This window comes from Comamonas thiooxydans, from assembly GCF_002157685.2.
GTDB classification, from domain to species: Bacteria; Pseudomonadota; Gammaproteobacteria; order Burkholderiales; family Burkholderiaceae_C; genus Comamonas; species Comamonas testosteroni_H.
This window is the reverse complement of sequence record NZ_AP026738.1, coordinates 2,887,426-2,901,321: the sequence shown is the minus strand read 5'-3', so window position 1 is coordinate 2,901,321 and position 13,896 is coordinate 2,887,426. Positions and strand designations below refer to the sequence as shown.

Genomic DNA, 13,896 nt, shown 5'->3' with positions numbered 1-13,896 from the left:
CATTTCCCTCAGGAGGATACCTTGCACGGTCAGCGCATCGGTTACGTCCGCGTCAGCAGCTTCGACCAGAACCCAGAACGGCAGCTCGAACAGATCCAGGTGGATAAAGTGTTCACCGACAAGGCGTCGGGCAAGGACACACGGCGGCCCGAACTGGAACGGCTGCTCGCCTTCGTGCGCGAAGGCGACACGGTCGTGGTGCACAGCATGGATCGTCTGGCGCGCAACCTCGACGACCTGCGCCGCCTGGTGCAGGGCCTCACCCAGCGCGGCGTACGCATCGAGTTCCTTAAGGAGCATTTGACCTTCACCGGCGAGGACTCACCGATGGCGAACCTGATGCTGTCGGTAATGGGCGCGTTCGCCGAGTTCGAACGCGCCTTGATCCGCGAGCGGCAGCGCGAGGGCATCGCGCTCGCCAAGCAGCGCGGGGCCTACCGTGGCAGGAAGAAATCCCTGTCGTCTGAGCGTATTGCCGAACTGCGCCAACGTGTCGAGGCTGGCGAGCAAAAGACCAAGCTGGCTCGTGAATTCGGAATCAGTCGCGAAACCCTGTATCAATACTTGAGAACGGATCAGTAAATATGCCACGTCGTTCAATCCTGTCCGCCGCCGAGCGCGAAAGCCTGCTGGCGTTGCCGGACACCAAGGATGAGTTGATCCGTCACTACACGTTCAGCGAAACCGACCTCTCCATCATCCGGCAGCGGCGCGGCCCGGCCAACCGGCTGGGCTTCGCCGTGCAGCTCTGTTACCTGCGCTTTCCTGGTGTCATCCTGGGCGTCGATGAGCCGCCGTTTCCGCCCTTGTTGAAACTGGTCGCCGACCAGCTCAAGGTCAGCGTCGAAAGCTGGGACGAATACGGGCAGCGGGAGCAGACCCGGCGCGAGCACCTGGTCGAACTGCAAACGGTGTTCGGCTTCCAGCCCTTTACCATGGGCCACTACCGGCAGGCCGTCCAGTTGCTGACCGAGATGGCCTTGCAGACCGACAAGGGCATCGTGCTGGCCAGCACCTTGATCGAGCACCTGCGGCAGCAGTCGGTCATTCTGCCTGCCCTCAACGCCGTCGAGCGGGCGAGCGCCGAAGCAATCACCCGCGCCAACCGGCGCATCTACGATGCCTTGGCCGAACCGCTGTCGGACGCGCATCGCCGCCGCCTCGACGATCTGCTCAAGCGTCGGGACAACGGCAAAACGACCTGGCTGGCCTGGCTGCGCCAATCGCCCGTCAAACCGAATTCGCGGCACATGCTGGAACACATCGAACGCCTCAAAGCGTGGCAGGCGCTCGACCTGCCTTCTGGCATCGAGCGGTCGGTGCACCAGAACCGCCTGCTCAAGATCGCCCGTGAGGGTGGCCAGATGACGCCCGCCGACCTGGCCAAGTTCGAGGCGCAGCGACGCTATGCCACCCTGGTGGCGCTTGCCATCGAGGGCATGGCCACCGTCACCGACGAAATCATCGACCTGCACGACCGCATCCTGGGCAAGCTGTTCAACGCCGCCAAGAACAAGCATCAGCAGCAATTCCAGGCGTCCGGCAAGGCGATCAACGCCAAGGTGCGGCTGTTCGGCCGCATCGGCCAGGCGCTGATCGAGGCCAAGCAGGCGGGCCGCGATCCGTTCGCCGCCATCGAGGCCGTCATGTCCTGGGATGCCTTCGCCGAGAGCGTCACCGAAGCGCAGAAGCTTGCGCAGCCCGAGGACTTCGATTTCCTGCACCGCATCGGCGAAAGCTACGCCACGCTGCGCCGCTACGCGCCGGAATTCCTTGCCGTGCTCAAGCTGCGGGCCGCTCCCGCCGCGAAGGACGTGCTCGACGCCATCGAGGTGCTGCGCGGCATGAACAGCGACAACGCCCGCAAGGTGCCCGCCGACGCGCCGACCGAGTTCATCAAGCCGCGCTGGCAGAAGCTGGTCATGACCGACACCGGCATCGACCGGCGCTACTACGAACTGTGCGCGCTGTCGGAGATGAAGAACGCGTTGCGTTCCGGCGACATCTGGGTGCAGGGGTCGCGCCAGTTCAAGGACTTCGAGGACTACCTGGTGCCGCCCGCGAAATTCGCCAGCCTCAAGCAGGCCAGCGAATTGCCGCTGGCCGTGGCCACCGACTGCAACCGGTACCTGAACGACCGGCTGACGCTGCTGGAAACACAGCTTGCCACCGTCAACCGTATGGCGACGGCCAACGAGCTGCCGGACGCCATCATCACCGAGTCAGGCTTGAAGATCACGCCGCTCGACGCGGCGGTACCCGACACCGCCCAAGCGCTGATCGACCAGACGGCAATGATCCTGCCGCACGTCAAGATCACCGAACTGCTGCTGGAGGTGGACGAATGGACGGGCTTCACTCGGCATTTCGCGCATCTGAAATCGGGCGACCCGGCCAAAGACAAGAACCTGTTGCTGACCACGATCCTCGCCGACGCGATCAACCTGGGCCTGACCAAGATGGCGGAGTCTTGCCCCGGCACGACCTACGCCAAGCTGGCTTGGCTGCAAGCCTGGCACATCCGCGACGAAACCTACGGGGCGGCGCTGGCCGATCTGGTCAACGCACAGTTCCGCCATCCCTTCGCCGAGCACTGGGGCGACGGCACCACCTCATCGTCGGACGGCCAGAACTTCCGCACCGGCAGCAAGGCCGAGAGCACCGGCCACATCAACCCGAAATACGGGAGCAGCCCAGGGCGGACGTTCTACACCCACATTTCTGACCAGTACGCGCCATTTCACACCAAGGTCGTGAACGTCGGCGTGCGCGATTCGACCTACGTGCTCGACGGCCTGCTGTACCACGAGTCCGACTTGCGGATCGAGGAGCATTACACCGACACGGCGGGCTTCACCGATCACGTCTTCGCCCTGATGCACCTCCTGGGCTTCCGCTTCGCGCCGCGCATCCGCGACCTGGGCGACACCAAGCTCTACATCCCGAAGGGCGACGCCGCCTATGACGCGCTGAAACCCATGATCGGCGGCACGCTCAACATCAAGCACGTCCGCGCCCATTGGGACGAAATCCTGCGGCTGGCCACCTCGATCAAGCAGGGCACGGTGACGGCCTCCCTGATGCTCCGAAAGCTCGGCAGCTACCCACGCCAGAACGGCCTGGCCGTGGCGCTCCGCGAGCTGGGCCGCATCGAGCGCACGCTGTTCATCCTGGACTGGCTGCAAAGCGTGGAACTGCGCCGCCGCGTGCATGCCGGCCTGAACAAGGGCGAGGCGCGCAATGCGCTGGCCAGGGCAGTGTTTTTCAACCGCCTGGGTGAAATCCGCGACCGCAGTTTCGAGCAGCAGCGCTACCGGGCTAGCGGCCTCAATCTGGTAACGGCTGCCGTCGTGTTGTGGAACACGGTCTATCTGGAACGGGCTGCGCACGCGCTGCGTGGCAACGGCCATGCCGTTGATGACGCGCTGTTGCAGTACCTGTCGCCGCTCGGTTGGGAGCACATCAACCTCACCGGCGATTACCTCTGGCGCAGCAGCGCCAAGATCGGCGCGGGCAAGTTCAGGCCGCTACGACCGCTGCAACCGGCTTAGCGTGCTTTATTTTCCGTTTTCTGAGGCGACCCCTGCTTGGAAATAGCGGCTTTTCTTCGCTGGATTTTTGGGATAACTCTAGCTTTGGCACTGTCGTCATCGCAATGGCTTCGATGCAGAGCATAAGCATGATGAAAAATCCCATTTACATCGATTGCAGAGCGTTCAGTCTTTTCTGGATTTCGTCTCGTAGTGCTATCAACGGGCTCCACAGGTCCTCCACGACTTTTGCCAGAGCCTCCTCTGTAGAGATGCTAAGGTTTAGAACATAGATTGCATCCGGCGTGACCAAGGGCGTTGCCAGGGCAACCACCTCAGGCTGCCATGCTGCGGCACAGAAGCCTCGCGCTCTCACGCTTTGGCGCGCGTCTTCGATCGCGTGCTCAAGGACTTCCCACTGTGCTGCTCTGCGGTGTTGAAATGTGGCTAGCAGTGCCTCACGTTTGGGTTCGGACGCGACCGCCAGATAGGCACGCCCCAAGGAAGTGAGCTCCATGGGGACTCGCTGGCCTGAAACCACATGGCGAAGCACCACGCGCCGGCTGTAGCGGATGGATTCCAGGTAGACCATTTCATCTCTGTCGGGGGCGGCTAGGCCAACGTTGATGCGTTGGGCCTCTGCAAGCGTCCGCATCAGCGGTGCGGCAATGGCTAGGACCTGCGAGCCGGTACGCATGGCATGTGCCAGGCTTAGAACAGCCGGCGCCAGGCGGTAGGCGCGCACAGATGTGTCTACCTGCAGCATCCCAGTTCCGACCAGCGTCTGAGTTAGTCGACTGACGGTAGACCTCGATAGCCCTGTTCGCTCTGCAATATCGCCATTTCCAAGCAGCTCCGATCCAGGTCGGAAAGCGCGAAGTATTTCTATTCCTCGCTCAAGCGATCGATTGGAGGGCGATTGACCCGGCTTGTCATTAAGGATGGCAGAGCGGCTTTTGATCATTAGCTTTTTGATGGTTCGGAGTTCACACCGGGATAGCGTCGGTTCTCAAGGAGGGCGCTGAATTAGTGCAATTTTGATCGCTCTTGCACCCACCCAACTGGCAAGGAGTGTTCCATCCCGTGGAATTCGAGACATGCCAACTTTGCCTGCAAATTCCATCTGTTGGAAATAGGGGGGTGCCAGGATTGCTATCTCTCCCTAAGCTTTAAAAGACCGACATCGAGAGCCGCGATGTTCCGGCTTTGAGAGACAGGCGGCAGATGCCGCATAACAAGGAGACAACTCAATGACTGCTTCCCTGGTTCGCCGAGGTGCGAGATCCATTGCACTTTTCATGGCCGTTGTTGCTTCAGCAGGATCTGCTATGGCAACGTTCCCAGATAAAACCATTCGCATGGTTGTTCCGTTTGCACCGGGAGGTGGCACGGATTTGATCGCTCGCACATTGGGGGCAGAAATGTCCAAGGACTTAGGACAGCCCGTCATAGTGGAGAACAAGCCTGGCGGAGGAACCATGATCGGAACCGACAACGTTGCCAAGAGCGCTCCTGACGGATATAGCATCGTCGTTGCATCATTCGCGCATGCGGTGAATCCAGCACTGCAACCCAGGCTTCCATATGGAAGCAACAAAGCATTTGCGCCGGTGATGCTCATTGGTAAAGGGCCCAACGTACTGGTTGTGCGGCCCAACAGTCAATTCAAGTCAGTAGCCGATGTCGTAGCAGCTGCCAAGGCTAGCCCGGGAAAACTGACGTTTGCTTCCCAAGGGGCTGGCACTTCAGCCCATCTCGCCGGAGAGCTGTTCGCCAATCTGGCCCAGATAAAGATCAACCATATCCCTTATCGCGGCGCAGGGCCGGCACTGACCGATCTGATGGGAGGTCAGGTGGACATGATGTTTGCAACAGCAGCTGCAGTTTCGCCATTTGTGGACGGTGGAAAGCTTAGAGCACTGGGTGTCACAACTTCTGAGCCTTCGCCGGCGTTCAAGGGAATTGCGCCTATTGCTGCCACGGTGCCTGGTTATGTCGTCGATAGCTGGTACGGACTGTATGTCCCCGCAGCCACCCCTCCAGCTGTGATAGAGCGCCTGAATGCAGCAGCTCGGAAGGCGGCGCGCTCACCTGATTTTGTCCGCAAGGTCGAACACGAAGGTCTGATTGTCAGCGCGGGCACTCCAGCCGAATTGGATGCATATGTACAAGCCGAGGAGCAACGTTGGGCTCGCGTGATCAAGGCAAGCGGCATCAAGCCGGACTGATCGGCATTGTGTCGAGTAATTTTTGGAGAAAACAATGAGCTATTCCCTAATAGAACTTCAAGTCAATGACGCGGTGGCAACGCTTACGTTGAATCGTCCGGACAAGCGCAATGCGATGAGCGATGACATGCGCACGGAGTTTATCGACGCGCTGGAACGTGTTGCAGCCGATAAAAGCATCAGGGCGTTGGTTCTCACCGGAGCAGGAAAAGGCTTCTGTGCAGGTGGAGACATCAGTGGCATGCAAAAGCGAATGAATGCACCGGCCGGCGAAGTTGGCTTTAACGGTTGGCATCGTCAGCAACGTGTGCACCGTACTCAAGCGCTGCTGCACACAATGCCTAAACCGGTGGTTGCCGCTGTCAACGGAGCAGCTTCTGGGCTGGGGGCCGACACTGCGCTGGCCTGCGATTTCATCATCGCCAGCGAGTGGGCAAGCTTCACCTGGTCTTACATTCACCGCGGCATCATTCCTGACGGCGGCGGCATGTATTTTCTGCCGAGACGCGTAGGTCTTTCAAAGGCCAAGGAACTGATCTTCACTGGGCGCCAAGTCAAAGTGGACGAAGCCCTCGATTTGGGCATCGTCGATCGAAAAGCCAGTGCCGACACCTTGCGGACCGATGCGCAGGCATGGGCTGCGGAGCTTTCCAAAGCCTCATCGACCGCATTGGCATTGACCAAGACCATCCTCAATCAAAGCTTCGAGTTGTCGTCCCACGACGTGTTCGCGCAGGGCAGTCAGGCACAAGGTATCTGCTACACGAGTAGCGAACACCGCGCCTCGGTAGAAGCCTTTTTAGCTAAAGCTGCAGCGAAGGAATGATTGTATGAACAGCGCCATTTCAAAGCTGCTTTCTCCACGAAGTGTTGCCGTCATCGGAGCCTCGGCTGACCCGAAGAAAACTACAGGCCGACCTGTCGCGTACCTGCGAAAGCATGGGTACTCCGGTCGAATCATGCCCGTGAACCCCAAGGTCGAAGCCATCGGTGATCTGCCATGTTACCCAGATGTTGCCTCACTTCCCGAGGTTCCTGATGTCGCAGTTGTGTTGCTGGGCGCAGAGCGAGCGCATCTTACGGTAAAGGAATTGTCGGAGCGCGGTTGTGCTGCGGCCATCGTGTTGGCCAGTGGCTATACCGAAACCGGTGAAGAAGGCGCTCGCCGTCAGCAGCAACTGGTCGAAGCGGCCGGCACGATGCGAATTCTGGGGCCCAATACGATCGGACTAGTCAATCTGACTGACAAGATAGTGCTTTCGCCTTCTGGTGCGTTGGAGATGGACGACTTTAAGGCCGGAGGGATCGGCGTCGTCTCGCAAAGTGGCGGCATCCTTGGGTCACTGCTGTCGCGTGCTTCAGCTCGCGGCATTGGTCTTTCCAAACTGATCTCTACCAGCAACGAAGTTGATCTGGAGCTTGCTGATTTTATTGACCACCTGGTCGATGACCCTGCCACCAAAGTGATTGCGCTGTACGTGGAGACGGTGCGCAATCCGTCGAAATTCCGCGCTGCCTGCCTGAAGGCAGCGCATGCGGGCAAGCCAGTCGTGGCCTTCAAGATTGGTCGCTCCGAGGCTGGCGCCCAAGCCGCTGTGTCGCACACAGGAGCGATGGCTGGTGCCGACAGCATGTACGACGCGCTGTTCAAGCAGGTCGGTGTGATCCGCGCACAGACTTTCTCCGACCTGCTCGACATCTCCGCCGCACTGACCACCGGCCGTCATCTGCGCGGTAAGCGCGTGGCAATCCTCACCTCCACCGGCGGTGCCGGCACGCTTGTTTCCGATGATTTGGGCGTGGCCGGGTTCGAGACGCCCGCGCCCGACCTTGCCACGGCCGACGCGCTGCGGGCGCTGCAAACCGGCAGCGAGGCGGTGCTGGACCGAAACCCTATAGACGTGACCCTAGCCGGGTTGCGGCCTGACCTTCTGCGCGGAGCCATCAATGCGCTGCTGGCCAGTCCGAGCTACGACGCTTTGGTCATCATCGTCGGATCGTCCAGCCTAGCTATGCCTGAGCTACTAGTGGGCGCCATTCAAGAGTGCTTGCCGAACTCCGACAAGCCTGTCTTAGCGTACGTAAGCCCGCACGCGCCCGAGATCGGTGCACTGCTGACAGAACGCGGGGTGCCGGCGTTCGGAGCAGCGGAAAGCTGCACTGCGGCGCTGGCAGGAATGTTGCGCGTGGCTAACTTCCAGGAACCAGCTCCGGCCGACGGTTGCGAGGCGGCTAAACCCGTTGCACTCGATACTCTACCGAGTGGATCACTGGACGAGGCCGAGGCCAAACAGCTGTTCACCCGCTTCGGCTTGCCATGCGCGGCTGAGCTAGTGGTCACCACTGCCGAAGAGGCGCAGGCTGCCGCACGCACCCTGGGTGGCCGCGTTGTACTGAAGATTCTGTCCGCCCAGATCACGCACAAAAGTGACGTAGGTGGTGTAGCTGTAGGCCTGTCACCCGAGACCATAGGAGCACGGCTCACTCAGATGGCCGCCGAGGTCGAAACCAAGGCCGGTGTGCGACCCCGGCGCTTCCTAGTACAGAAGATGGTCAGTGGCGGCACTGAGCTGATCCTGGGCATGCACCGCGACGCTCTGGGAACCGCCATTATGTTGGGTATGGGCGGCGTGGCGGCAGAGCTGTTCAAGGACACCACGCTGCGCCTGTTGCCGCCAAGCGGCGGCCTTTCGCGCGCCGACGCACTGACTATGGCCCAGGATCTCAAGACCTGGCCGCTGCTGGATGGCTTCCGCGGCCGGCCCAAGGCTGACGTGGAAGCGCTGGTCTCGGCCATCGTCGCCTTCTCGGAGATGGCGGCGCAGTTGGGCGACCGCTTGGTCGAGGCCGAAATCAACCCAGTGTTCGTATTGCCGCAGGGACAAGGTGTGTGTGCAGCAGACGGCGTGGTGGTACTAGCGTGATGGATCCCGCAGCTTTGGGCCAGGTACGCCTGGAGCGCGACGGCGACGTCGCCATCATCGGCATCGACAACCCACCCATTAACGCCGGTTCTGCGACTGTCCGTGCTGGACTTCTACAGGCCATTGATACAGTGGCACGCGACGACAGCCTGGTGGCCGCCGTACTAATCGGCGTCGGCACCACTTTCATGTCCGGCTCGGATATCCGCGAGTTTGGCCAGCCGCTTGCCGAGCCTCAGTTGCCCAGCGTGATAGCAGCCATCGATGCCTGCAGCAAGCCCTTTGTGGCCGCGCTGCACGGCGCGGCGCTGGGCGGCGGCTTTGAGCTGGCTCTGGGTTGCGATGCGCGCATCGCAGCGCCCGACACCGTCGTCGGCCTGCCAGAGGTCACGCTGGGCATCATTCCGGGCGCGGGCGGCACCCAGCGCCTGCCGCGTCTGGTCGGCGTACCTAGCGCCATAGAAATGATCTGCAGCGGCAAGCGGGTTAAGAGCCCATCCGCCTTGGCTGCGGGCCTTATCGACGCCGAGGCCATAGGCGAGCTTCGCTCTGAGGCGCTGGCCCTGGCACGAAGCCTGGTAGGGCGTAAGCGGCGCTTGCGAGATCGTTCCGTGCCTCCGGCCGATCCCAAAGCCGTGGAAGACGCTTCCACAGCCGCACTGAAAGCTGGCAAGTACCGCCCTGCCGTAGTTGCGGCGATCGAAGCCATCAAGGCCTCGGTTGTGCACGACTTCGACACCGCGCTAGCCGACGAACGCGCAGTGTTCCAGCAGTTGCGCAGGTCGCGCGAGGCCTCAGCTCTGCGCTATCAGTTCTTCGCCGAGCGTGAGAGCGCCAAACATCCTTCGCTGGCCGGCGTAACACCGCGTTCAGTGCGGGTCATTGCAGTCATCGGCGCCGGAACCATGGGCTCCGGCATTGCCATCGCGGCACTGGATGCTGGCTACGAAGTGCTGCTGCTGGAGCAGGACGGTGTGGCGCTGGAACGTGGAACAACTCGCATCCAGGACCACTACGCTGGCCGTGTGCGCGCAGCCAAGATGGCGTCCGATACAGCCCTGGCGCGCCAGGGGCGTCTACGCAGCAGCTTGCGATGGGACGACCTGGCCTCAGCAGACATTGTGATCGAGGCCGTTTTCGAGGATCTGGACGTCAAGCGGCAGGTGTTCGAGCGCATCGATTCTGTGGCCCGGCGCGGTGCTGTGCTTGCAAGCAACACGTCATACCTGGACCTGGACGCCATCGCTGCAGCTACGTCGCGCCCACAGGACGTGGTTGGTCTGCATTTCTTCAGTCCGGCCAACGTCATGCGGCTCATGGAAGTGGTGCGCGGCCAGGCGTCGGCGCCTGACGTTCTAGTCACAGGACTGACTGTGGCCAAGAGGCTCGGTAAGCTGCCGCTGCTGACCGGCAATGCCTTCGGCTTTATCGGCAACCGGCTGTATGCCGCTTACCGGCGCCAGTGCGAGTTCCTAGTCGAGGAGGGCGCTTGGCCTGAGCAGGTGGACGCAGCACTGCAGCGCTTTGGCTTCGCCATGGGCCCATTTGCGGTGGCCGACCTGTCTGGACTGGATATTGCTTGGCGCATGCGCCAGGCCCAGGCAGCAACACGTGATCCGCAAACGCGCTACGTTGACATAGCCGACCGGTTGTGCGAGACCGGGCGGCTGGGACGAAAGACTAACGCTGGTTACTACGCTTATGCAGAGGGTGGTAAGCCGGCGGTGGACCCGGAAGTGCATGCGCTAATCGAGCAGGCACGGGCTGATAAGGGTATTGCACCGCGTGTCATTACTGACGAAGAAATCGTGCGCCGTGCGCTACTGGCTCTGGCCAACGAGGCTGCACTGCTCCTGGCCGAAGGAGTTGCGGTCTATGCCACCGATGTGGACCTAGCTCTGGTCAATGGCTACGGCTTCCCGCGTTGGGAAGGCGGCGTGGTTTTTTGGGCCCGCGAACGCAGCGAAGCCAGCCTACGAGAAGATTTTGCCTGGCTGGCCGAGATCAGCGGCCCCGCAAGTAGGGTCGGTGACCCGCGATACCTACTGCTGTGACCAACTAACGCGGGCAGTCCCCGTGCTATTCCCATCAGACTGCCTTAAGGCAGCACAAATCCAGGAGACAACATGTCCTACACCTCTGTTCATACTCCGTCGCGCCGCGCACTGCTGAAGTGCGTACCGGCGGGCCTCGCCTGTGCCGCAGCTCCGGCTTGGGCGCAGTCACCTGCCGGCAGCGAACTTCCGGCGCCGGCTCTAGCCAGTTACCGCTTCATCGTGGGCTTCGGCGCGGGCGGTGTGCCCGATGCGGCTGCACGCTTGATCGCGGCGACCCTGTCCGAACGCTGGTGGCTACCAGCCATCGTGGAGAACAAGGTAGGCGTGGGCGGAACGCTGGCGGCACGTGCCGTACTGGCCGCGCCGGCCGACGGCAGTACTTTGCTCAGCGTGTCGCCCGCCCATGCGACGGCTCCGGCCGTTTTCCGCAACCCGGGCTACGACACGCTGCGCGATTTCGCCCCGGTCACGCTAATCGGCGAAGGCCCAGCGCTGATCGTGGTGCCCAAGGACCTTCCCGCCAAGAAGCTGTCGGAGCTAGTGGCGCAGGCCAAGGCGCGCCCTGGTTCGGTCAGCTACTCGTCGGCCGGAGTGGGAAGCAGCTCGCACTTCGCAGCCGCGCTGTTCTGCCAACAGGCTGGCATCGAGGCCGTGAACATTCCGTACAAGAGCGTGGGCGAGGCGATGACCGAAACCATCGCCGGGCGCGTGCAGTTTCATATCGCGCCCTACGTCTCGGCTGTCGGTATGGTTAAGGACGGGCGGGTGCGTGCGCTGGCGGTGACTTCAGCCTCACGCATCGCCGAGATGCCGGACGTGCCCACCACTGCACAGGCCGGCGTGCCAGGCTACGAATGGAGCTTCTGGTACGGGTTGCTGGCCTCTGCAAAGACCCCTGCGCCGGTAGTCGCCCAACTGAACAAGGACATCAATAACGTCCTGCGCCTGCCGCAGGTAAAGGCGCAACTGGCAGACATGGGCGTGAAGGTGGCGGCCGGCACTCCCGCCGAATTTCAAAAACTAATTGAATCGGAAGTGGCTAAGTACGCACGCATCGCTAAGGCAGCAAACATTACCGCGCAATGAAAGCAGACCCAATGAGCATGTTCGAACCGGCCGGTGCACCGGCCATCCACTACACCATCGACGGAACGCAAGGCCCCTGGCTTCTGCTGTCTCACTCCCTCGGCTGCGACGTTTCCATGTGGGATGCTCAGGTTGCGGCACTGGCCGGGCGCTATCGCGTGCTTCGTTACGACGCGCGCGGGCACGGACGCAGTGGTGCTGGCCAGGCTCCCTACACGTTGGACCAGTTGGCCGATGACGTCGCACAACTGATGGACCATCTTGGCATCACGGCGGTCACTTGGATCGGCTTCTCCATGGGTGGCATGATTGGCTAGACCTTTGCGCTCAAGTACCCGCATCGCGTGCAGGCACTTGTGCTTGCTGATACCACCAGTCAGCACGACGCAACACCCCAATCGGTCTGGTACGAACGCATCCGTGTCGCTCGCTCGCATGGCATTGCGCCCCTTGTGGATCCGGCCATCGGGCGCTTGTTCACGGCCGCATTCCGCGAGGCCGAGCCCGCTGTTGTGGCGGACGTGGCGCGCGTCATCGCGTCTACCACCATTGAAGGCTGGACCGGTGCCTGCGCAGCCATTGCCTCGGTGCATACCACGGAGGACCTCCCCCGGATCGACTGCCCGGCGCTTGTGATCGTTGGCGAGCACGACATCGGCACGCCTCTGGCTGCATCACTAGAAATGCACCGGCACCTTCCCCGATCCACGCTCGCCGTGATCGCTGACGCAGCACACATGACCTGCATTGAGCAGCCCGAGCGCTTCAACCGGGCGCTACGCATGTTCCTGGATAGTACGGTCGGTGCGACGTCCGAGGCCATCTGACGCTGAAGGTGCACAAGTGTCACTCCAGTACCTGCATCGAGTAGGCACGGGCAGAACTGAGGACGACACTTGCCTCGAACATCGCCGTGCAGAGGATGCATTGCGTACATGTGTACCGACGACAGCACCGGGATTCTCGCTGCGGAGCTGGATCATGCCTGAACAGGCCTTGACGCCGCTGCGTGCAGTCCCAGAAGTACAGGAAACCCTTGAATGAAACGAAACTCCACACAAACCGTCTCGACACTGCGTCGTAGCCTGTTGACGGGCACCGCTGCCAGCATGGCGTTGTACTTCACCGCACCTGCTAACGCACAGTCCTTTCCCAACAGGCCGCTGCGCCTTGTTGTTCCTTTTCCCGCTGGCGGCGGTACCGATGCGATGGCGCGAGCACTGGGAGACGCTCTGACGCGCGATCTGGGGCAGTCCGTGATCGTAGATAACAAGTCAGGCGCAGGTACCGTAATAGGCAATGATTCAGTCGCAAAGAGCCAAGCGGATGGCTACACGCTGCTCTTAAACACCAGTGCCATCGCCATCGTGCCCAGCCTGCACCCGAAACTTCCTTACCCATCAGAGTCGGCATTCGCGCCGGTCATTTTGCTCGGGCGTGCTCCCATCGTAGCAGTAGTTCGTACCAACAGTCCTCTCAAGTCGGCCGAGGACTTCTTGACGCAGGCCCGGGCCAAGCCTAGTCAATTTTCCTACGGGTCCGCCGGCAACGGAACCTCTACCCACTTGGCCGCTGAGCTGCTCAAAAGTACAGCGAACCTGTTCGTGCCACATGTCCCCTACCGTGGCGCGGCGCCTGCGATGAACGATGTAATGGCAGGCCAGATTGACCTGGCCTTTGGCACACTACCCAGCGTAGCGCCGCTGCTCGCCGGCGGCAAATTGCGAGCGCTGGCGGTGACGAGCAATAAGCGTTCGCCGTTGCTTCCGAACGTGCCGACTTTCGCCGAGGCCGGCGTAACAGGCTACGACGCCGACGTTTGGTATGGCGTGTTCGTGGCAGGCGCTACGCCTACCTCCATCGTTGAGCAGTTGCACGCCGCCGTCCGACGTGCAGCCCAGACCGATGCACTGCGGCGCCGAGCCGCCGCCGAGGGGTTAGCATTGACACTGGACGATCCACAGGAAACGGCTCGCATCGTGCGCGCAGAGGAAGCCAAGTGGCGCCAGGTGATCAAGTCACAGTCCATCAAGGCCGTATGATGGACGCGCTCGAACGGCTGCAGGAGCTC

The 13,896-nt window shown here is 61.6% G+C and carries 9 protein-coding genes and 1 pseudogene; 9 read left to right on the top strand and 1 reads right to left on the bottom strand.

Annotation, left to right across the window (positions count from 1 at the left end; genetic code table 11):
* Positions 1-21 precede the first annotated feature (21 nt).
* A complete protein-coding gene (locus CTR2_RS13300) occupies positions 22-582 on the top strand; it encodes a recombinase family protein (RefSeq protein ID WP_003124096.1) in 561 nt (186 codons plus the stop codon).
* A 2-nt stretch (positions 583-584) separates the two neighbouring features.
* Positions 585-3,551 (top strand): Tn3 family transposase, encoded by a 2,967-nt coding sequence (locus CTR2_RS13295; protein WP_001138070.1) that lies wholly within the window; start codon positions 585-587, stop codon positions 3,549-3,551.
* A 145-nt stretch (positions 3,552-3,696) separates the two neighbouring features.
* Here the strand turns inward: CTR2_RS13295 and CTR2_RS13290 are convergent, their stop codons facing one another.
* Entirely contained in the window at positions 3,697-4,494 is a 798-nt protein-coding gene (locus tag CTR2_RS13290; protein ID WP_087083425.1) for an IclR family transcriptional regulator, read from the bottom strand.
* A 286-nt stretch (positions 4,495-4,780) separates the two neighbouring features.
* Between CTR2_RS13290 and CTR2_RS13285 the strand changes: the two genes are divergently transcribed.
* The 7 genes and pseudogenes from CTR2_RS13285 to CTR2_RS13250 all read left to right on the top strand — a co-directional run bounded on the left by CTR2_RS13285 (position 4,781) and on the right by CTR2_RS13250 (position 13,867).
* Positions 4,781-5,758 carry a tripartite tricarboxylate transporter substrate binding protein gene (locus CTR2_RS13285; RefSeq protein ID WP_087083427.1) on the top strand — a complete coding sequence of 326 codons (978 nt, stop codon included), beginning with the start codon at positions 4,781-4,783 and terminating at the stop codon, positions 5,756-5,758.
* Positions 5,759-5,792: 34 nt separating this feature from the next.
* Positions 5,793-6,584: an enoyl-CoA hydratase/isomerase family protein gene (locus CTR2_RS13280; RefSeq protein WP_087083429.1), complete on the top strand. Its 792-nt coding sequence runs from the start codon at positions 5,793-5,795 to the stop codon at positions 6,582-6,584.
* A 4-nt stretch (positions 6,585-6,588) separates the two neighbouring features.
* Entirely contained in the window at positions 6,589-8,682 is a 2,094-nt protein-coding gene (locus CTR2_RS13275; RefSeq protein ID WP_087083431.1) for an acetate--CoA ligase family protein, read from the top strand.
* Positions 8,682-10,736 (top strand): 3-hydroxyacyl-CoA dehydrogenase NAD-binding domain-containing protein, encoded by a 2,055-nt coding sequence (locus CTR2_RS13270; RefSeq protein ID WP_087083433.1) that lies wholly within the window; start codon positions 8,682-8,684, stop codon positions 10,734-10,736. The genes CTR2_RS13275 and CTR2_RS13270 overlap by 1 nt, the downstream gene beginning before the upstream one ends.
* A 72-nt stretch (positions 10,737-10,808) precedes the next feature.
* A complete protein-coding gene (locus CTR2_RS13265; RefSeq protein WP_087083435.1) occupies positions 10,809-11,825 on the top strand; it encodes a tripartite tricarboxylate transporter substrate binding protein in 1,017 nt (338 codons plus the stop codon).
* Positions 11,822-12,652, top strand: a pseudogene (gene pcaD, locus CTR2_RS27540) (3-oxoadipate enol-lactonase). The gene CTR2_RS13265 and the pseudogene pcaD overlap by 4 nt, the downstream one beginning before the upstream one ends.
* Positions 12,653-12,865: 213 nt before the next feature.
* Positions 12,866-13,867, top strand: a complete 1,002-nt coding sequence (locus CTR2_RS13250; protein WP_254913348.1) for a tripartite tricarboxylate transporter substrate binding protein — start codon at positions 12,866-12,868, stop codon at positions 13,865-13,867.
* The last annotated feature ends 29 nt before the right edge of the window (positions 13,868-13,896 follow it).